This is a genomic window from Romboutsia lituseburensis, from assembly GCF_024723825.1.
Classification (GTDB): Bacteria; Bacillota; Clostridia; order Peptostreptococcales; family Peptostreptococcaceae; genus Romboutsia_F; species Romboutsia_F lituseburensis_A.
The window spans coordinates 3,738,828-3,759,758 of sequence record NZ_JANQBQ010000001.1; the positions used below are offsets into that span (position 1 = coordinate 3,738,828).

General features: G+C 25.2%; 18 protein-coding genes and 1 other annotated feature. Of the genes, 15 read left to right on the plus strand and 3 right to left on the minus strand.

The genetic code is table 11. The features are described 5' to 3' along the window. Nucleotides 1-18: 18 nt before the first annotated feature. From NWE74_RS18030 to NWE74_RS18070, 9 genes are all read left to right on the plus strand, one after another. Nucleotides 19-504, plus strand: coding sequence for a zinc ribbon domain-containing protein (locus NWE74_RS18030; RefSeq protein ID WP_258244351.1), 486 nt, complete (start codon nt 19-21; stop codon nt 502-504). 193 nt (nt 505-697) lie between these two features. Continuing rightward, the gene (locus NWE74_RS18035; protein WP_258244352.1) at nt 698-1,387 is read left to right on the plus strand and encodes a Crp/Fnr family transcriptional regulator; all 690 of its coding nucleotides are present in this window, start codon (nt 698-700) and stop codon (nt 1,385-1,387) included. Nucleotides 1,388-1,423: 36 nt separating this feature from the next. Continuing rightward, the gene (locus NWE74_RS18040) at nt 1,424-1,870 is read left to right on the plus strand and encodes a GNAT family N-acetyltransferase (protein ID WP_258244353.1); all 447 of its coding nucleotides are present in this window, start codon (nt 1,424-1,426) and stop codon (nt 1,868-1,870) included. A 241-nt stretch (nt 1,871-2,111) separates the two neighbouring features. Continuing rightward, complete coding sequence (gene asrA / locus NWE74_RS18045; protein ID WP_258244354.1) at nt 2,112-3,122, plus strand: anaerobic sulfite reductase subunit AsrA; 1,011 nt, start codon at nt 2,112-2,114, stop codon at nt 3,120-3,122. Next, on the plus strand, nt 3,122-3,913 hold the full coding sequence (asrB, locus tag NWE74_RS18050) for an anaerobic sulfite reductase subunit AsrB (RefSeq protein ID WP_258244355.1): 792 nt from the start codon (nt 3,122-3,124) through the stop codon (nt 3,911-3,913). The genes asrA and asrB overlap by 1 nt, the downstream gene beginning before the upstream one ends. 12 nt (nt 3,914-3,925) lie before the next feature. Further along, the gene (gene asrC / locus NWE74_RS18055; RefSeq protein WP_258244356.1) at nt 3,926-4,888 is read left to right on the plus strand and encodes a sulfite reductase subunit C; all 963 of its coding nucleotides are present in this window, start codon (nt 3,926-3,928) and stop codon (nt 4,886-4,888) included. A gap of 115 nt (nt 4,889-5,003) precedes the next feature. Beyond that, nucleotides 5,004-5,777: a formate/nitrite transporter family protein gene (locus NWE74_RS18060; RefSeq protein ID WP_258244357.1), complete on the plus strand. Its 774-nt coding sequence runs from the start codon at nt 5,004-5,006 to the stop codon at nt 5,775-5,777. 261 nt (nt 5,778-6,038) lie between these two features. Continuing rightward, entirely contained in the window at nt 6,039-7,022 is a 984-nt protein-coding gene (locus NWE74_RS18065) for a lipoate--protein ligase (protein WP_258244358.1), read from the plus strand. Between the two features lie 296 nt (nt 7,023-7,318). Next, nucleotides 7,319-7,879 carry a hypothetical protein gene (locus NWE74_RS18070; RefSeq protein WP_258244359.1) on the plus strand — a complete coding sequence of 187 codons (561 nt, stop codon included), beginning with the start codon at nt 7,319-7,321 and terminating at the stop codon, nt 7,877-7,879. Nucleotides 7,880-7,938: 59 nt separating this feature from the next. Here the strand turns inward: NWE74_RS18070 and NWE74_RS18075 are convergent, their stop codons facing one another. Further along, complete coding sequence (locus tag NWE74_RS18075; RefSeq protein ID WP_258244360.1) at nt 7,939-9,726, minus strand: NosD domain-containing protein; 1,788 nt, start codon at nt 9,724-9,726, stop codon at nt 7,939-7,941. A gap of 431 nt (nt 9,727-10,157) precedes the next feature. Here NWE74_RS18075 and NWE74_RS18080 point away from each other — a divergent pair, with 431 nt between their 5' ends. From NWE74_RS18080 to NWE74_RS18095, 4 genes are all read left to right on the plus strand, one after another. Beyond that, nucleotides 10,158-10,787, plus strand: a complete 630-nt coding sequence (locus NWE74_RS18080) for a cytosine permease (protein WP_258244489.1) — start codon at nt 10,158-10,160, stop codon at nt 10,785-10,787. 440 nt (nt 10,788-11,227) lie between these two features. Then, entirely contained in the window at nt 11,228-11,974 is a 747-nt protein-coding gene (locus NWE74_RS18085) for a nitroreductase family protein (RefSeq protein WP_258244361.1), read from the plus strand. 344 nt (nt 11,975-12,318) lie between these two features. Next, complete coding sequence (locus NWE74_RS18090) at nt 12,319-14,208, plus strand: FUSC family protein (protein WP_258244362.1); 1,890 nt, start codon at nt 12,319-12,321, stop codon at nt 14,206-14,208. An 89-nt stretch (nt 14,209-14,297) separates the two neighbouring features. After that, on the plus strand, nt 14,298-15,149 hold the full coding sequence (locus tag NWE74_RS18095) for an alpha/beta hydrolase (protein WP_258244363.1): 852 nt from the start codon (nt 14,298-14,300) through the stop codon (nt 15,147-15,149). Nucleotides 15,150-15,314: 165 nt separating this feature from the next. Here NWE74_RS18095 and NWE74_RS18100 read toward each other — a convergent pair whose 3' ends face one another. After that, on the minus strand, nt 15,315-16,898 hold the full coding sequence (locus tag NWE74_RS18100; protein ID WP_258244364.1) for a polysaccharide biosynthesis C-terminal domain-containing protein: 1,584 nt from the start codon (nt 16,896-16,898) through the stop codon (nt 15,315-15,317). 160 nt (nt 16,899-17,058) lie between these two features. Here NWE74_RS18100 and uvsE point away from each other — a divergent pair, with 160 nt between their 5' ends. Next, complete coding sequence (gene uvsE, locus NWE74_RS18105) at nt 17,059-18,015, plus strand: UV DNA damage repair endonuclease UvsE (protein ID WP_258244365.1); 957 nt, start codon at nt 17,059-17,061, stop codon at nt 18,013-18,015. 8 nt (nt 18,016-18,023) lie between these two features. After that, the gene (locus NWE74_RS18110; protein ID WP_258244366.1) at nt 18,024-19,763 is read left to right on the plus strand and encodes an FUSC family protein; all 1,740 of its coding nucleotides are present in this window, start codon (nt 18,024-18,026) and stop codon (nt 19,761-19,763) included. A 35-nt stretch (nt 19,764-19,798) separates the two neighbouring features. Here the strand turns inward: NWE74_RS18110 and NWE74_RS18115 are convergent, their stop codons facing one another. After that, entirely contained in the window at nt 19,799-20,347 is a 549-nt protein-coding gene (locus NWE74_RS18115; protein WP_258244367.1) for a TetR/AcrR family transcriptional regulator, read from the minus strand. A gap of 290 nt (nt 20,348-20,637) precedes the next feature. Continuing rightward, nucleotides 20,638-20,847 (plus strand) — a binding site (T-box leader). Nucleotides 20,848-20,931: the final 84 nt, after the last annotated feature.

Below are 20,931 nucleotides of genomic sequence, written 5' to 3' on the forward strand. Positions count from 1 at the left end.
GTAAAATACGGAGGATTTATGAGTAATTTAAGAGAGAAATTTGATAAAAAATTTTCTAAGGTTCAAGATGGAATAGATAAAGGTAGAGAAAAAATTGAAATAGTAAAAGAAAAATCTACTTTGAGTGATGAAATGAATAATTATGAATTAAAAAAGACTAATTTACTTTTAGAAATGGGTGAATTATTGTATACAAAACTTAGAAATGGTACTGCTATGGATAATGATTTTGATGATTATAAAAGTCAAATTATAGATATAGACAAACATATATATGAGATTTCTATGAAAATAAAAGAAATAGAAACATTAAAAAATGATACTATCTGTGAATGTGGAAGTATTTTAAATCCAAATGCTAAGTTCTGTGCTGAATGTGGGAAAAAAATAGAGATAGAAGAGGTACAAGTTAAATATTTAATTTGCCACAGATGTAATAGTGAAGTAGATTTAGATTCTAATTACTGTAGCTGCTGTGGTTTTAAAATAGATAATAACTTATAATAATATAAATAAAAATGGAATATAACATAATATAGGAAATATTATTTTTATAATGACATTTCCTATATTTTTTTACGCAACAGATGAAGTCGTTGGCGCTATGAGGAAAGCGAATTTTTTATTAATAAGTATATTTTTATGGTATAATTACTAAAAATTAAAATATTGATGAAATTTAAATTAAGGTGAGTTAATGAAAAAAATTTTAGATTATGATATAGATAAGGTTCACATATTTAAAAATATAAAAGATAGTACTAGAAAAGAAATTATAAAAAGAGGAAAAATAAAGGTAATAAATAAGAAAGATATATTATTTTATGAAAAAGAAAAAATAGAAAAAATATATTTTTTACTAGAAGGAAAAGTATCAACTTTTAAAATGAGTGAGGGTGGAGAACGAAAAGTAATATTTATATTAAAGCAAGGCGAAATGATAAATGAAATAATATTAGATGAAGTTAAAACATCTACAGTTACTTGTGAAGCCTTTGAAAAATCATTAGTATTGGAATATAGTATTGAAGAGTTTATAAGTATAGTTGAAAATGATTTTGGGCTCTCAAAAAATATTTTTAATTATATGGAGAGAAGAACCAGAAGACTATATAGGCAACTTAAAAATTCTATATCCATAAAGATAGATAAAAAGTTAGCTGCTAAATTATATAGAATTAGTAAAGAATTTGGTGTTAAAAGTGGAAGTTGGACTCTTATAAATGTTAATATAAGTATAACCTATATTGCTGATATGTTGGGATGTAAAAGAGAGACATTATCAAGAGCAATGAAAAATCTTCAAGATGAAGGATTAGTAAAATTAGAGGGGAAAAAAATATATGTAAAGGAAAGGGAATTGTCTAATTACTTTAAAGGAAATTAGATAAGTTTAATATATTAAAAAGAGAGGGGACACATCATGAACTGGAAAATTAAATCATTTGAGGAACTAAAGAACAAAGAATTATATAAAATTTTAAACTTAAGAAGCGAGGTTTTCGTAGTAGAACAAGAATGCCTATTTAATGATTGTGATGGAAGTGATGAAAACTGCTATCATTTATACTTAGAAGAAAATGATGAAATATTAGCATATTTAAGAATTGTAGAAAAAGGAATATCATATGATGAAATATCAATAGGTAGAGTAGTAGTTTCAAAAGATGCGAGAGGTAGAGGCATTGCTAGAAAATTAATGTTAAAAGGGATTGAGTTTATTGAGAAAGAATTGAATGATAATGAAATTAGAATTTCTGCTCAAGAATATCTAGTAGATTTCTATAAAAGCCTTGGATTTGAAGAAGTATCAGAAGTTTATCTTGAAGATAATATTCTTCATGTAGAAATGCTTTATAAAACTAAATAATTATGAAACTATACATAAATTTATAATAAATAAAAGAGCTATCTCTAAATAGAAATAAGCTCTTATTTTTATGGTCATAATATTAAAAAAGAAATATATTTATATGAAAAAATATGAAGTTGCTTTGTATATTTTTTAACTAAATATGTATTATACCCATAAATTCGTGACATTAATCACAGAGATAAAATTGATAAAATGTTAACATTAAATTAATAAAAATTAAGAAAAGGTGGCTAGTATGAAAATAAAATTAAGTAAATCAAATTTTAATGAAGGCTTAAGTAAACTAAGCAAAGACTATAAAATACTTGCACCAGTATCTCTTGGATATAAAGGAACTTATTCAGATACTGATGTTGTAAGGTATCAAGAAGTTAATTCTATTGAGGAAATGGAATTTAATAAAAAATCAGACTTTTCACCAAAGGAAGTTATTTTTCCTATAACTCAGATATTATTTTATTTTACAGAAAAAGAATTTAAGGAAAGTGACATAGATGATAAAAAAGTAATACTGTTTTTAAGAGCATGTGATATAAATGCAATAAAAAGATTAGATCAGATATATTTATCAAATGGATTAGATGAAGATTATTATTATAAAAAGCTTAGAGAAAAAGTAAAATTTGTTGTAGTTGGATGTAAGGAAAGCTTTAGAAACTGTTTTTGCGTAAGTATGGAATCTAACAAAACAGATAATTATTCAATGGGATTAAATATTAATGGAGATGAAATTCAACTAGAGATAAAAGATGAAGATTTAAATATTTTTAACGGTGAAAACGATAACTTTGAAATTGAATTTGTTAAAGAAAACTTATTTAAAATAGATTTACCAGATACAGAAAAATTAGATTTAAAAGAATTAGCAAATTATGAAATGTGGAATGATTATAATGGTAGATGTATAGCATGTGGTCGATGTAATTTTGTATGTCCAACTTGTTCTTGCTATACAATGCAAGATGTTTATTATAAAGAAAATGAAAACGTTGGAGAAAGAAGACGAGTTTGGGCAGGATGTCATGTAGATGGTTTTACATCTATGGCAGGAGGACATGAATTTAGAACTACTAAAGGTGAACGTATGAGATTTAAAACTATGCACAAAGTGTATGATTTTAAAAAGCGTTTTGGATATAACATGTGTGTAGGATGTGGTAGATGTGACGATGCTTGTCCTCAATATATATCATTTTCAAATTGTATAGAAAAAGTAAGTGAAATAGTTAATAAGGAGGAGAAATAATGAATCCATATATACCAATAGCAGCAAAAATAATAGACATAGTTAAGCATACAGACATAGAGTGGACATTTAGAGTTAAGGCAAATACAAAAGATGTTTTACCAGGCAAGTTTTATGAAATATCTATACCAAAGTTTGGTGAGAGTCCAATATCTGTAAGTGGATATGGAAAAGATTATATAGATTTCACAATAAGAAGTGTAGGTAAAGTAACAAATGAACTTTTTGATTATAAGGTAGGAGATAGCTTCTTTATAAGAGGGCCTTATGGGAATGGATTTGATGTTAGCTTATATGAAGATAGAGAAGTAGTAGTAGTAGCAGGTGGTAGTGGTCTTGCACCTGTTCGAGGAATTATAGAGCATTTTTATGAAAATATAGATAAATGTAAAAGTTTTAAGCTAATAGCTGGATTTAGATCTCCTCAAGATGTATTGTTTAAAGATGATTTGAAAAAGTGGAGTGAAAAATTAGATGTTACAGTTACTGTTGATAAAGCAGATGAAAATTACCAAGGAAATATTGGGCTTGTAACAAAATATATTCCAAATTTACAAATTGAAAATATTAATAATACATCAGCTATAGTAGTAGGACCTCCTATGATGATGAAGTTTACAGTTGAAGAATTTTTAAAAAGAGATTTAGCAGAAAATAATATATGGGTTTCTTATGAAAGAAAAATGTGTTGTGGAATAGGTAAATGTGGACATTGTAAGATGGATGATACTTATATTTGTATAGATGGTCCTGTATTTGATTATTCGTATGCTAAAAACCTTATAGATTAGGAGGATAAAGTTGTGATAAGAGATTTAAATACTAAAAAAGTAATGAAAAATGCTTATAGAATAACTAAAAATAAATATGAAACAGCTTTGAGAGTTAGAATACCAGGAGGTTGTGTTGACCCTGAAAGTTTAATGATAGTTTCAAAAATTGCTAGTGAATATGGGAATGGACAAATACACATGACAACTAGACAAGGATTTGAAATACTTGGAATTAAAATGGAATGCATGGAAGAAGTAAATAAGCTTGTACAACCAATAATTGATAAAATGAACATAAATCAAGAAGAAAAAGGCAAAGGATATCCATCTGCTGGAACTAGAAATATATCAGCATGTATAGGAAATAAAGTCTGTCCAAAGGCACAATATAATACAACTGAGTTTGCAAAAAAGATAGAGGATGCAGTTTTTCCAAATGACTTGCATGTAAAAGTAGCTTTAACAGGATGTCCAAATGATTGTATAAAAGCTAGAAGTCATGATTTTGGAATAATAGGTATGACACTTCCTAAATATGATAAAGATAGATGTGTATCATGTGGTGCCTGTGTTAAAAAATGTAAAAGCTTGTCAACAGGAGCCCTTCATGCAGAAAACTATAGGGTTATAAGAGATCATAGTAAATGTATTGGATGTGGAGAGTGTGTTTTAAATTGCCCAACAAATGCATGGGCTAGAGACTCTAAAAAGTATTATAGATTAGCTATAATGGGTAGAAGTGGTAAGAAAAATCCAAGACTTGCTGAAGATTTTTTAGTTTGGGCAGATGAAGAAAATATTATAAAGATAATATTAAATACTTATAAATATGTAGAACACTATATAGATAGAAGTCTTCCTAAGGAGCATATTGGATATATAGTAGATAGAACTGGATTTATGGAGTTTAAAAAGTGGGCACTAGAAGGTGTAAACTTTGAGGATATAACTATAGTAAATCAAAATGTATATTGGAGTGGTATAAAGTATTAATCTATGAATGTATTGTGATAATTAAATTTAACTATCACAATACATTTTAAATAATAGGATTATATTTTTATCTATATTTGTTAAAAAATAATTTATATAAAGAGGGGAAAATATTATGCACAATGAAACTCTAGAAAAACTAACTAATGCAGCAAAAAATAAGGTTAACTTGTTAAATAAAAGTTTATTAAAGTATTTAACTTCATCAGCATTTGCAGGACTTTATGTAGGACTAGGAATTATATTAATATTTACAATTGGTGGACTTTTAAGTGCTGCAAATTCTCCTATGACAAAAATTTTAATGGGAATGTCATTTGCTATAGCACTTAGTTTAGTAGTATTTACAGGAGCTGAGTTATTTACAGGTAACAATATGGTAATGACAGCGGGTACTTTAAATAAAGGTGTAAAATTAGGAGATACATGTAAGGTATGGATGTATAGCTATATAGGAAATTTAATAGGATCTTTAATTGTAGCAATTTTATTTGTAGGGACAGGATTAATATCAAAAGGACCTGTTATGGAATTTTTTGCTACGACAGCATCAGCAAAAGCTAGTGCTGGAGCCATGGAACTTTTCTTTAGAGGGATATTATGTAATATATTAGTTTGTGTAGCTATATTATGTTCATTTAGAACTAACAATGATGCTGCTAAATTAATAATAATATTTATGTGTTTATTTGCATTTATAACAAGTGGTTTTGAGCATAGTGTAGCTAATATGACTATATTTGGAGTTGCTTTATTTTCACCAACTATATCAAGTGTTACAGTAGGAGGAGCTATATATAATTTAGCAATAGTTACCCTAGGGAATATGGTAGGAGGAGCTATATTCATGGGGGCAGGAGCCTATATATTAGTAAGTGAGGATAAATAGTATATCTAAAATTAAATAGATAATTTTTATGCATAAAAATGATTAGGTTAAAAAGAGAGCTTATAATTATAGGCTCTTTTTTATATTTAGGAAAATCTGTTTACTTAAATATTAAGAAAAGTAAAATTTAAAAATATTAGTTAAAATGAAATGCACATAAATTTATTGCAGAAAATAAAGATAAAATAAAGGAAAAGTCAAATAAATATCGAATATGGATATATAAATTAATAGACAGTTAAATTATCAAGGGGGAAAATAATGATATACGTAGAAAACCACTCACAAAATCCATATTTTAACTTTGCACTTGAATATTACCTTATGACAGAAAAAGACTTGAAAGATGATACTATATTTATGTTTTGGAGAACAAATCCAACTTTAATGGTAGGGAAGTTTCAAAATACAATAGAAGAAATAAATAATAAATATGTAGAAGAGAATAACATAAATGTTGTAAGACGTATAACAGGTGGAGGCACAATTTATACGGATATGAATGGATGGCAGTATACATTTATAAAAAAGAACTACAATGGAAGTGGAATAGATTTTAAAACATTTACTCAGCCAATAATAGATGCACTTAAAGAACAAGGTGTAGAGGCAAGTTTTAATAGTAGAAATGATTTACTTATAGGAAATAAGAAATTTTCAGGAAATGCACAATATATAAAAGATAATGTAAGACTTCATCATGGATCAATTTTATTTAATACAAATATAGAGGAAATGGTTAAAAGTATAACTGTTGCTGAGGATAAAATAATATCTAAGGGAATAAAATCGGTTAGAGAGAGAGTAACAAATGTGTCTGAACATTTACAAAAAGATATAGATGCCATTCAGTTTAGAAATCTAATGTTAAAAAGCTTACTAAAGAATGTTGATAATATATATAAACTAACAGAAAAAGATATACAAAGGGTAAATGAAATAGCAAAAGAAAAATTTGAGACATGGGAATGGAATTACGGAGCATCACCTAAATTTAATATAAGTAAGTGGAAAAGATTTGAAGGTGGAAAAGTATCATTTAATATGAATGTTAAAAAGGGTATTATTGAAGATTGTAGTATAAATGGGGACTTCTTTGGTGAAGGAAACATTGAAGATGTATCAAAAGCACTTTGTGGATGTAAATACAATAAGGAAGATGTAACCAAAGTAATAAGTAATATAGATATACCAAGATATTTCTTTAAAGTAAATAAAGATGAAATTATAGACTGTATAATTTAAATATATAAAAAAGAGCTTATTTATAGCTCTTTTTTTACGATTAAGGATAGTATGATACTTAAGAATCTGTGGATAATTGCTGTAACTGAGTAATATCAGGAATTATGACTAGCGTAAAAAATATATTTTTGAGCAACGGATGAAGTCGTTGGCAATATAAGCGAAGCGAATTTTATAATATATTAATAGATGTATAAGATGAATTTTTAAAGTATAATGTAGTAGTCTCAAAATTAACAAATAACAATAGTTATATAGGTAGAGCTATAAAATGATTAAACATTAGGAGGCTTAATATGAATACTGAAGTGATAAAAAAAATTGCAAAAGGTCTAAATGATATAGGCTGTACTTGGGGAATAGGAGGTTCAGTTTTATTAAATAGATACAATTTAGTAGATAAACCTAATGATATAGATATATTAGTAAAAGCTAAAGATGCTGACAATATTAAAATGTTTATGGATACTATAGGAGAGACGGTATATTTACCTTCAAAAGAACCGTTTAAAACAGAAGCATTTTTTGGTTATATAGTTGATGGAATCATGGTAGAGTTTTTAGGGAATTTTAAAATTGACTTAGGAAATGGTAAACTTTATGAGTTTGTATTAGATGAAAAGTCTGTAACTGATTACAAGTTAATTGATAATATTAAAGTGAATTTTACATCTTTAGAAGATTGGTTAGTAGCATATATAGTAATGGGAGACCCTAAAAAAAGAGTTAACTTAATAGAAAATTACTTTATAAATAATAAAGTGAAAAATATTAAGTTATTAGAACGAAACCTTAATCAAAATTTAACTGAAGAGATAAAAACTGAAATAAATAGTTCAATTAGAAAGTTTAATTAAAATTATTACAATAAAAATAGATAGCGTAAATTATATAAAAATTACGCTATCTATTTTTATTAAGAATCATAAACTTTAAGGTTATCGTTTTTGAGTTTTACTAGATTTTCAAAAATATAATTGTTTAAATTTGAGCTTACTAATAAATTATTATTATTATTATTAAATTTATTATAATTGATGGTATTATACTGATTATTAAAAGGTAATATATAAATTGACCTATAATTATTTTCGAAATAGTTATTAGATATTATATTGGACAAATTATATATTGATAGTAATAAAGAAGTTGACTTTATATTTTTCATAAAATTATCTTTTATAATATTAGAATGATTTGAATTTAATAAACAAATTCCTAAGCCAGTAATGTTTTCTAGCCTGTTATATTGTACAGTATTGGCTATATTGTCTTCATTTAAAACTATTGCATGTCCATCTAAATTTGAGACAAAATTATTTAATACATTTATTCCGAAGTTAGATTTGTTTACAAAAATAGCAGAGTTGATTCCTAAAGTATTAAAATTCATTTCAATATTGTTGTTTATTATGTCTATATTAGTATTTTCAAGACATACTATTATAGGGCTTATTATTAAGCTATAAAATATATTTTGATTTGCAGAAGGAATTAATATATTTTTTAAAATAAATAATTGATTATTTTTTATTATAAGAGAGCTGTTTTGTTTATCTATATTAATAGATGATATAAGTACGGAAATATTATTTTCACTAAATAAAATTTTGTTTTTTATAGTGTGACAAGTATTAGAATAAATTCTATTTTTATAATTATTTTTCATGAAAATGTTGGTTATAAGTACATTTTGCTTTTCTGAACCTAAAATATTAAATTTGTTATTTGAAATAGCTATATGATTATTAAAAATTTCAATTTGACTATGATCTGAAAATATAGCTATTCCATAAAGTCTTACATCTATGCTAGAGGATCCTTTTAACTCATAGTTATTATTTTTTACTATTATTTTGTTATTTGAAATCTCATTAAGAATATTAAAATTATTTTCGAAATAAATTCCTATAAAATATAATTTATTATTATCTTCAGATTTTTTTATTATGGAGTTGTTATGAATGATTAAATTTTCTGAAATTATATTATATCCATTTCCATAAAATAGCCTTATTCCAAAATTCATAGAAAATAATATATTACTTTTAAAGGTATTTTTATATATCTTATTTAAATTATTATCTTTGTATAGGGTTATACCTTCAATACAATCATTATAAATATTTGTAATTATGTTTGTATTTATATTGCTTTTATATAAATAAGTTGCAATTATATTTTCGAAAAAACTATTACAGTTTATACATGTATTATTGCATCCTACCAATGTTATACCATGATGTATATTAAAGAAACTATTATTACAAATAGTTAAATTTTCACTTTCTAAAGATAGTAATCCTATTTTAGAGTTTGTAAAGTTACAGTTTTTTATTGTTATGTTTTTATTAGATTTAAAAAGTTCTATGCATGTAGAATTTGATATAAAATCTATAGAATCAATAACAATATTTTGTAAATTTTCGCAAATAAAAATAAGCGTTTCTGAAAAATCGCTTTGAATTGAATAATTATTTCCTAGTAAGTCAAAATTACTCATATTTATTATTAAAATTTTATCTTTTAATGAGGTGGTAAGTTCTGCAATCCTATTTGATTTATCAAATGTCCCTATTGGTTTACTAAAACCATCTTCGGTTAGACAGATTATATTGTCTTTAGATGTACCAATAGGCTTAGACATAAAAGAATAAGAACTTATATCAATTGTAGGATTTGACAGTGTATGATCATTATTCATTGTAAACCTCCGTATAAAATAGTAGCAATAATATTAGGTGCATCAATATATAATATGATATTAAATATTAATAGGTTACTAAATAATTTTTTACAAATAGACTGATAAAATATGTATGGTTTATTTGAAAATAACAAGGATATAAGAAATTATTAAAGAATATATTTTAATAAAATTAAAGATAGGATATGGAAAATATAACTAAATTATTAATATTTATATTAGTAGTAATAGATGGGATAAAAGGTTTTAGTAATAAACCTTTAAAAGCAATTATAAATATTTGAAACAATGTACTGATAGTAAATAAGAGATGATTGAAGACTATAAAACTGAAATATTTAACAATGATTTTACAGTAGATAAATGAATTTTAAATAGTATAAGGCAATAAAATATGAATTAAAAATAAAAAATTAAGAAAAGTTAGAATTGTATTTACAAATTACGATAAAAATAAAAAAGTAGCAGTGAGTACAACTGTAAGAGCATTTTTAATAGGTAATTCATTAATGTTATTATTTGGAGCAGTTGGGGCGATGGTTACAGGACAAGCTGATATTGCTGAGGTTATGTTTATGCAAGGACTTATAATACCTGCAATAATAATATTAGGATTAAATATTTGGACAACTAATGATAATGCTTTATACGGCTCAGGACTTGGATTTTCAAATATAACTAAAAATCCTAAGAGTATTATGATTATAATGAATGGGATAATAGGAACAATACTGGCACTATTTTTATATAACAACTTTATGGTATGGTTAAATTTCTTAAATTCATTCATACCAGCAACAGGTGCTGTTATAATAGCTGATTATTTTATAGTAAATAAACGTAGTTATAAGAATTTTAGCTCAATGAAGTTTGAAAAAATAAATATAAATGCCATAATAGCTTGGGGGTTAGGTGTATTAGGAGCATTCTTATTACCTGAAATAACTCCATTAAATTCAGTATTAATATCGATAGTATCATATAGTATTATGAATAAAATAAATAATAAAAAATCTAAATCAATATTTAGTGATCAAGAATTAAAAAATGTAGCGTAATAAATTTTAGGAGGAAACCTATGCTAATAAAAAATGCACAATTGAGAAATCAAAATAACTTAGTAGCAAGAATGGATAATGTCATATCCTAATGGTCTTGAATTACTTGAGGAAGCTTTAAAATTAGGTGAATATGTCAATAAGAGAAGGTAAAGTGATAGCTAACACTAAATTAAGTGAGACTAGTGTAAGTCTTGGAAATGTTGAAATTATAGATTTTAAAAAGTAAAAAGTAAAAAGTAAAAAGTTAAGATAAGTGCTATAACAATAAATTTATTGTTATAGCACTTTTTACGCAACGGACGAAGTCGTTAGCGCTATGAGCGAATAGAATTTTTATTTTTATAAAAAATAATTTAAATATAAAATATCATAAACATATGGATAATTAATTATAAATAGAATACTCTTTATAATAATAAAATATAGGGGGATTTGCAATGAATGAAGTTTTAAATACTATAAATAGTAGAGTTTCCTTAAGAAAATATGATGACAGAGAAATAAGTAATGATGATTTAGAAAAAATAATAGAAAGTGCTATAAAAGCTCCTACAGCTGGAAATATGATGATGTACTCTATTTTAAAAATAACAGATGAAAAAATAAAAGAAACTTTAAGTAAAACATGTGACAATCAGCCGTTTATAAAAAATGCTAAAGTTATATTAATATTTTTAGCAGATCTTCAAAAGTGGTATGACTACTTTAAAGTTTGTCAAGTTGAAAATATAAAAGCTCCGGGTATGAATGATTTTATGTTAGGTGTAGATGATGCTATTATAGCTTGTCAAAATGCAGTAGTTGCAGCTGAAAGTTTAGGAATAGGAAGTTGCTATATAGGTGATATAATGGAGAATTATGAAAAACATAAGCAACTTTTAAACTTGCCAGATTACACATTTCCAGCTGCAATGATAACATTAGGATACTGTCCAAAAGATATGAACAAAATTTATAGAGATAGATTTGATAAAAATTATGTTGTATTTGAAAATACATATAAAAAATTAAATGAAAATGAATTAAAAAATATGTTTAAACACAAAGAAGAAGATATGCCAAGGACTAACGTATATAATGCTAAAAATTTTGGTCAACTCATATATAATAGAAAAACAAGTGCAGATTTTTCTGTTGAAATGGATAGATCTATAAAAGAATGGATAAAACAATTTACTAAATAGTTAAAAATATTAACATTTTCAATGAAGCAATAATAGTATAAAAAGAGTGCATGCACTCTTTTTTTATTTGTATTTCATGAAAATATGAATAACTGTTGAAAAAAATGCAAAATAATTCTAAATTTAAATAGATTAAAAAAAATAAAAAAATATATTGAAATGAATAATGTTTGATAGCGCATTATATGAAATTAAAAACATAATATATATTTAATGTTAGGTTGTTAATTTTAAAACTGTGTATTAAAAAAAAGTTCGTGTGATTACGTATTAATGCAAATTTGAATAAAATTGAAAATATGATAATATTAATATATTAAACATCATATAAGGAGGAGACAGTTATGAAAAAATTAATAATGTCGAAAACTTTAATATTTTTATTCGTATTTTCATTTATAAATATATTTATTAAATTATTTGGAAGTTCAAATACACTTATAGGAGTAACTGTTGTTACGGCAATGTTAATGTTTTTAGAAAGAGACTTGACTATTGAACCAATAAAAAACACATTTAAGCTGTTAGCAATTAATGTATTCCTGGGGATTTTATCTTTTTTAGCAGTACAAAATATAGGATTTGGCGTAGTATCAAACTTTACTGCATTATTCGTGGTAGGTTACTTATTCACTTATGATTTAAAAAAACCTATGTATATAGCATTTGGTTTACAATATTTATTCATGGTAGGATCTCCAGTTTCAGTTAATGAATTTCCTGTAAGATTATTATCGTTAGCATTTGGTGCACTATGTATTATGATACCTCAGTTTTTAGTAAATAAAAATAAGTTAGAAAAAAGCAGTAAAAAGATATTTGTTTCAACAAGCGAAGATATATTAGCTAAAATTAAATGCATAAAAGAAAATAAAACTACCGAAGAAATTAATTTAAAAATCGAAAACAATATAAATTCTTTAAAGAAGATGTTATATGATAATAGAAAAGATGAATTTTACCTTAATGATAGTGCTATAGATATATTAAATATGGGATTATCATTAGAAAGAATAAGTTTAATACTAGATAATTATTGTGATAAAGAAACAAATGATAATATTTTAGAAACTGTTAATAAAAATAAAAAAGCTTCTTTAGGTATAATGGAATCTGAAATAAAAAAATTAAAATTATATATAGATAAAGAAGAATCTATTGAGTATAACTTAAATTTAGACGAAATAGAAGATATAAATTTATGTGAATTTTATAATGTATTAAATAATATACATGATTATTTTGATGAATACAAAAAACGTAAAAATACAAAAAGTGAAAAATTATATACTGGAAATTTAGAGATACCATCTAATTTTAAGATGGCAAATATTCAGATGAGAGGTTTCTCTAAAGAATCTATTAGATTTTCATATGCAGTAAAAGTTGCTTTAGCAGGTGCTATTGCTGGCTTTATAATGGATTATTTTAATTTATCTGAAGGTAGATGGGTAATGTTTACTATATTCTCTGTTATTCAACCGTACTCTGAGAACTGTATTATAAAATCTAAAAAAAGAATACAAGGTACATTAGTTGGTGGGACAATGATATTTATATTATTCTCAATAATAAAAGAGCCAAGTATGAGAGGAATAGTTATAATTTTAGCTGGATATTTAGGAAGTTATACTACTGATTATAGGGATTCTATGATATTTAATACAATGTCGGCTATAGGTTCTGCTGCGATGATTGGAAGTGTTTCAATATTATTTATAAATAGAATTTTATTTGTATTATTAGGAATAGCAATAGGTCTTGTAGTGAACAAATTTATACTTCCATATGATATTAAAAAAGGATATAAATATTTAGTTGATATGTATGAACGTGTAAACTTAGAAATGATTGAAGAAATAAATTTATGTATAAAAAGCAAGCACAATAATTATAAAATGAAAAATTTATTATTAGTTCCTGGATTAATAGAAGATAGAATAAGCTTAATGGGAATTAATGATAATGAGCAAAAACATTTTATTAAAAAGCAAAAACATCTAACAAGTAGTATATATAACTTGTATGTAAATATAGCTACAAACAAGATAAAAGATGAGGATGTTAAAGAGATATTACAAGAAAGCAATTGTATATCTGAGTGTGAAGAAGTAAAGGATGTAATTATTGATAGTATTAAAAACACCGAAGATATAGGCACTAAAGTAGCATGCAAAAACTTACTTCAAATATTAAATAGTTTAAATACTAAAGAACAAAAAATAACTGTTTAAAAGTTAAGAATTTGAAATATTTACTTTAGTGAAAATTTACCTCAGATATGATAAACTATAATAGTATTTAAATGTCGTGGAGGTAGAATATGAGTGGAGAGATAGAGGCAAGAGATAAAAGGGTGGATGATACATTTAGTATAACTATGGAACTTCAAAGACCTTTATTTGAGGATGAAGTAGAAGAAACTATAAAAACAGAAGATAAGAAAATTAATATAAAAAAGATCGTTAAAATATTTGGAATAGGTGTTATAGTTTTATTAATAGGATTTTTTGTATGGGTAAATAAAACATACGCACCAAATGAAACAGCTAAACTTGCTATGACAAGTACACAAAAAGTAGAAGTTAAAGTGGATAATTATATATCTTTTACACCAAAGAATAAAAAAGCAACAAAAGGATTTATATTCTATCCAGGGGCAAAGGTAGAACCTGAAAGTTATGCTCCTATTTGTAGATCTATAGCAGAGCAAGGATATGAAGTCGCTATATTAGATGTACCTTTTAACATCGCATTACTTGGTCAGAAAAAGGCTGAAAAAGTTATAAAAGATTATCCAGAGATTACTCACTGGGCAGTAGGAGGTCACTCTTTAGGTGGAGTTGCAGCATCGAATTTTGCTAGTAAAAATAATGCTGTTGATGGTGTTGTGCTTTTAGCAGCATATCCTATGAATGACCATTTAAAGCAAATGAATAAATACGTTTTATCTGTTTGGGGAAGTAAAGATGGAGTAGTTAATTTTAAAGAGCTTATAAAGGCCAAAGAAAAATTACCTAAAGATACTCAATATGTTGAAATAGAGGGCGCTAACCATTCTCAATTTGGAGATTATGGCCTACAAAAGGGTGACTATGAAGCTTTAATAAGTAGTGATAAGCAAATGGAAAGAACTTATAAAAATATAGTTGAATTTTTAAATAGTTTACAATAATTAATAAAAAAGGGGCTTTAGAGCAGAATCTAAAGCCTTTTTATATACTAAGGTATTAAATTATCTGGCTTGTGGATAAGTTATAATACAAATTGCTAGGCTTGATCAACAAACCTGTTTTTTAGGTCGTTAGCGACAGGAGCGAAGCGATTTTTTTATGTATTTTTAAAATCTTTTTGTAATTCCTAAGTCTGTAATTTTCTCAGATTTGACGTCATTTTTAAATGCATCTAAAAACCACATAATATCTTTCTTTTTTATACATCCTATAATAAATAATAAACTTAAGTAAAGTACGACAACTAAAATTACTTGAAAAACTATCATGTTAGTTATATTAAACATATCAAAAGTTAATTTAATAGCATAGCTAGATATAGTTACACAAAGTGCAGGTTTTAAAACCCAATCTCCTAATAAAAAATCTAATTTAGTAACTTTTAAAAGCCTATTTATACTAAGCATTGAATTTAGTAAAGTTCCTGTAAATAAAACTATAATAAATCCAACAATACCTTTTTTGGGTATTAAAAAACATATTAAAAAAATTCTTACTGCCATATCGATTAGATTATATCTTAAAGTACTCATTTGCTGGTCTAGTGCATTTAAGCTACCATCTACAACTCTGTCTAAATACATAAAAGGGATAAGTGGTGCTAGTATTCTCATCATAAAACCAACTTCAAGGTCATTGTATATATGAAGTCCTAATTCTGTTGAATATATAATAAATAAACCAGATGCAAATATTGCTATTAGTAAAGTAAATTTAAATACTTTTGCAATTATATTATTTACTCTTTTAGTTTGATTAAGGGCTTTAGCTTCTGAAATTTCAGGAATAATTAAAGTTGAAAATGAAGCTAAAAATATTGATGGAAAATAAAGTATAGGTAAAACCATACCTTTAATCATACCAAATATAGATAAAGATACTGAGGTAGAAGAACCAAATCTTCGTAGTGCATCTGGGATAAGTATATCCTCTACAGTTTTTAGACCTGTTTGAATATAAGCACTACAAGCTATAGGAAATGCTATCTTAGAAACACCCAATAAAGAACAGTCTCTATTTCTATTATAGCCATATTTTTTTAAGTGTCTTTTATCAAATAAATATAATATGTAACAAACTACTGTAGATGCGCTAAGAGCCAAAGTAATACCAACTGATATTAAGGCACATGTATAATCTAGACCTTTTGGTAAATAAATTCCTAAGAATGAAGCTATAATTATCATTAATGTAGAAACTTCAATTATATCTGTAGAAATACTTTTTACAACCTTCCTCATTCCATAGAAGTATCCATGAAAACATGCTCCCATACCAACAAAAGGTAAGCTACAAGATAATATTTTTAACGGTCTAATAGCCCTAGGGTCTTGAATCCAAGACAAAGCTATGTACTCAGCACCATTATATAATAACAGTGATGTTAGAATAGAGAAAAATAAACTATAAATAAAAGCTTTTTTCATTATATTTTTAATATTGTTCATATTTCCTCGACCTAGTTCTTCAGCAATTAATCTAGTTGTAGTTACTCTGATACCTGAAATAGCTAAGGTAGATGTCATTACATGTATACTCATGATAAGCTGATACAGCCCCATACCTTCTGCACCAATTTTATTTGATAGATAAACTCTAAATGATGTATTTACGAAACCTAATGTAACTGTTGTGAACGTTAAAATTAATGCGTTTATTATCAATTTTCTTCTTTTTAAAGTAGTTTTCATAATTTTATCTCCCAAAAAATCAAAGTTAAACTTAAAACTAAGCATGTTCATATATATGAAAAATTTGGACTAAATATTATAATAAAAATAATAATTAAAGAATAGTAAACAATAAGACTTGAAAAACTAATTATATATTTAAAATATTAAGGAGACAACTATGAAAGTAAGACTAGGATATGTAGCAATTGCATTAAATTTACAAAAGGTAACTTCATCTAGCACAGTAACATTTGCTAGATATTCAAAGCTTAAAGAAGAAGAAAAACTTAAGAAGTTAAAAGATGTAACATATTCAAATATAGAAGCTTTAGAGCAAATTTTAAATTATAATATAAAAAACAATATTCATTTTTATAGAATTACATCAAATTTAATACCACTAGCAACTCATCCAGAGGTACTTTGGGATTATAGAAAATACTTTAAAAAAGATTTTGAATATATAGGTAATATTATAAAAAATAGCAATATGAGGGTAGATACTCATCCAGATCAGTTTAATGTTATAAATAGTGATAAAGAGAGTGTAGTTGAAAATACCATAAAAACATTAAATACTCAGGTGGATTTGTTTGAAGATATAAATTATGATAATGGGAAATTAGTAATACACATTGGAGGGGCTAAAGGAGGTAAAGATGAAGCTATACAAAGGTTTATAGAAAATTTAAAGAAGTTTCCTGATAGAATAAGCTCAAGACTTATACTTGAAAATGATGATAAAACTTACACCGCAAAAGAAGTTCTTGATATATGTAAAAAAGTAAATTTACCAATGGTACTTGATGTTCATCATCATGATTGTAATAATAATGGTGAAAAGTTAGATAATTTATTAAAAGATATATTTGAAACATGGGAAAATGAAAATTTACCTCCTAAAATACACTTTTCAAGTCCAAGAGAATTTGAAAATGATAGGAAACATTCTGAGTATATAGATGTTGATAAATTTATAAAATTTTTAGAATTAGCTAAGAAAACTGTAGATAAAGACTTTGACATTATGATAGAAGCAAAACAAAAAGATAGAGCTTTAATAAAATTAATGGATGATTTAAAGAATAAAAGAAAAGATTTTAAATATATAGATGAAAGTACTATAGAAATATAGAAAATTTTATGGATAAACAAAAGACAAAACAATCATTAATGAAAGCTTTATTTATAGTTAGTGTGCAAATCATATATGTTAAATTATTTGGCTACAAAAACATTTTAGTAGGGATGATAATGGGTATGGGAACTGTATCATTTCTTATGAGAGATTTAACTGGTAATTTAATATACAGAAGTATAACTTTTTTAATTTTAAATATAATACTTGGAATATTATCATTTTTATCTCCTATAAATATGTGGATAGGATTTATTATAAATTTTTCAACCATATTTTTAACTACGTATGTGTATATGAATGATTTTAGAAGCCCTACATCTTATATATTTTTAATGTCTTATATATTTATGTGGGCAATTCCAGTAAGCTTTAAGGAATTGCCAACTAGGTCAGTAGCATTAGGTTTTAGTATAGTTCCTATAATACTAGCACAAATTATTTTTAATAAACATAGATTTGGTAATGAATCTAAAAAAATAACTGAAGAGATAATAAAAGATATAAGTAAGCAAATAGATGATATAAAAAATAATACATTTGAAACAAGTGAAAACTTAGAAATAAATAAAAAGATAAGAAATTTATTAGTTTTGATAAATGAAAAAAGTCATAATAAGTTTCAACATTCTAAATATGAAATGAAACAATTTAATATAGCTGTATATTTGGATAGAATAAATTTAATAATTGGTCATATAGCTAAAAATAAAAAAGATAAACAATTTAAAGACGAATATTTAGCAGATATAAAAATTCAAATAAACAATATCAATTTATATAATGAAGATTATTCATATATAGATATTATAAATAAAAATATTGATGAATTTATAAAAAAATATGAAAGTATAGGTGATAAACCTATATTCATATCAGATAGTATACATTTATTAAAAGTATTAAAAATTAATATAAATAATAAAGAAGAGTGTAAAGAAAGAAATATTTACAAAATTTATAAAAATGTAAATATAGCCCATGGATTTGAACTTTTAACAAGTATGAAAGAAAATTTCAACTTAAATTCTTTAAAAATGATTTATTCATTAAAATTAGCATTATCAATAGCTTTAGCTATGTTTTTAGTTCAGTTTTTAAAGATACCTTATGGAAGATGGATAGTTATAACTATATATGTAATTATGCAACCATATGAAGAGGATACAGTTATAAAAGCCAAGAAAAGATTAAAAGGAACTTTTATAGGAGTCATTTTATTTTTTAGCATATTTAGCTTAATTCATGATACGATTCCAAAGATGATAGTATTATTTATTGCATTTTTTTATTATTTTTATTTTAAAGAATACGATAAAAAAGTTATGTGCATGACTACTATATCTTTAAGTTCTGTTTCTTTAGTTCATTATATAAATATAATATCTGTAGGAAGGTTAATGTTTATAGCTATTGGAGTTGGATTTGGACTATTAATTAATAAATATTTTTTACCATATAATATAACTGATTCAATAGAAGAACTTAAATTAAAGTATAAAAATAATGAGAGAAAAATTCAAAAGGAATTAGATAAAGTTTTAAAAGGAAAAGGGAATTTAGATAAACTTATAAAATTAACGCTAGAAGAAAGTCAGATAGAAAATAAATTAATAGCTAACAATAGCCGTGCAAAAGATGAAGAGTTAGAAAAAATTATATATAAACACAGTATTATGATGAGTGATGCTAGGTTTTTATTGCTTAGATTTTATCATGAAAAATATATATTGGATAATGTTTAACAAAAAAAATTCGCTTCTTAATTTGAAGCGAATTTTTATGTTAATCGAGTAACTAAAAATTTAGCTATATTTTCAAATGGTATTTTTTCGGCTTTTAAAAGACCTTGTACAACTAATCCATCAACTATTGCAACAAGTAAAAATGATAGTGCTTCAGCATCTTCTGTGCTAGTTTTTAATATTTCTGATCTTAATGTTTCTCTCCACTCAATATACTTAACTTTAATTTGTTCTTTTAACTTATCGTTTCTAGTTATAGCCTCACAAAGAACATACATATGTATACGTCCTCTACCTTCTATAGCAGCTATTTTTTCTAATATAATACTAATCATTTGGTCTTTAGAACTATCAGCATCAATACCTTTTACGCAATTTAGAACTGAATCTGTTATAGCCTCTAGGTGCATATTTGCAATATCTGATATTAAGTCATCCTTAGAGGAATAGTGATAATAAAGAGTTCCTTTACTTATATCAACAGCTTTTGCAATATCTGCTAAGCTGGTATTTTTTATTCCATTTTTAGTTATTAACTCAGTAGCAGTTAACAATATGTTCTCTTTCATGTTGTTTGGCTTCATAAAGATCCACCCCTTTAGTAGAATATAAAATTGTCAAAATTTTAAACTCAATTTTTCATAATATTATATCATATCTATTTAAATCTGAGAACAGAGATATAAAGGTTAAAATTATATAACGATTTTGTATGTTGTTTAAATTTGAATTTTTAAATTAGTATAAATTCATTGGTATAACTAAGTTTAAGCTAATTATATATATTTATAATATAATTAAAATTAAAATATATACAAAAAATGTATTGACAATTAATGAAAATGAAATATAATTATATATAAATCTTAATAAAATAAATTCTATGAAAAAGAGAGTAGCAGTAGATGGAGTTTCAGCGAGCTAGGGTTGGTGTGAGCCTAGTAATGAAGTTTAATGTGAAGAGAGCTTTGGAGAAGGTTGCTTGAAATAGTAGTATGGTAACCGGTGAGCCTGCCTTAAGGGATAGAGTGGATAAGTTTACTTATCAATAAGAGTGGTAACGCGGATATAATTCGTCTCTTGGTTTTTATAACCAAGGGACTTTTTTAATATAATAAATTATATTCAGTATCATTAATATTGTTTTACTTATCAATAAGAGTGGTAC

Excerpts from the sequence above, each read along its gene's own strand:
- NWE74_RS18030 (WP_258244351.1), top strand. The coding sequence starts at position 19 with ATGAGTAATTTAAGAGAGAAATTTGATAAAAAATTTTCTAAGGTTCAA.
- NWE74_RS18035 (WP_258244352.1), top strand. The coding sequence starts at position 698 with ATGAAAAAAATTTTAGATTATGATATAGATAAGGTTCACATATTTAAA.
- NWE74_RS18040 (WP_258244353.1), top strand. The coding sequence starts at position 1,424 with ATGAACTGGAAAATTAAATCATTTGAGGAACTAAAGAACAAAGAATTA.
- asrA (WP_258244354.1), top strand. The coding sequence starts at position 2,112 with ATGAAAATAAAATTAAGTAAATCAAATTTTAATGAAGGCTTAAGTAAA.
- asrB (WP_258244355.1), top strand. The coding sequence starts at position 3,122 with ATGAATCCATATATACCAATAGCAGCAAAAATAATAGACATAGTTAAG.
- NWE74_RS18060 (WP_258244357.1), top strand. The coding sequence starts at position 5,004 with ATGCACAATGAAACTCTAGAAAAACTAACTAATGCAGCAAAAAATAAG.
- NWE74_RS18065 (WP_258244358.1), top strand. The coding sequence starts at position 6,039 with ATGATATACGTAGAAAACCACTCACAAAATCCATATTTTAACTTTGCA.
- NWE74_RS18070 (WP_258244359.1), top strand. The coding sequence starts at position 7,319 with ATGAATACTGAAGTGATAAAAAAAATTGCAAAAGGTCTAAATGATATA.
- NWE74_RS18075 (WP_258244360.1), bottom strand. The coding sequence starts at position 9,726 with ATGAATAATGATCATACACTGTCAAATCCTACAATTGATATAAGTTCT.
- NWE74_RS18085 (WP_258244361.1), top strand. The coding sequence starts at position 11,228 with ATGAATGAAGTTTTAAATACTATAAATAGTAGAGTTTCCTTAAGAAAA.
- NWE74_RS18090 (WP_258244362.1), top strand. The coding sequence starts at position 12,319 with ATGAAAAAATTAATAATGTCGAAAACTTTAATATTTTTATTCGTATTT.
- NWE74_RS18095 (WP_258244363.1), top strand. The coding sequence starts at position 14,298 with ATGAGTGGAGAGATAGAGGCAAGAGATAAAAGGGTGGATGATACATTT.
- NWE74_RS18100 (WP_258244364.1), bottom strand. The coding sequence starts at position 16,898 with ATGAAAACTACTTTAAAAAGAAGAAAATTGATAATAAACGCATTAATT.
- uvsE (WP_258244365.1), top strand. The coding sequence starts at position 17,059 with ATGAAAGTAAGACTAGGATATGTAGCAATTGCATTAAATTTACAAAAG.
- NWE74_RS18110 (WP_258244366.1), top strand. The coding sequence starts at position 18,024 with ATGGATAAACAAAAGACAAAACAATCATTAATGAAAGCTTTATTTATA.
- NWE74_RS18115 (WP_258244367.1), bottom strand. The coding sequence starts at position 20,347 with ATGAAGCCAAACAACATGAAAGAGAACATATTGTTAACTGCTACTGAG.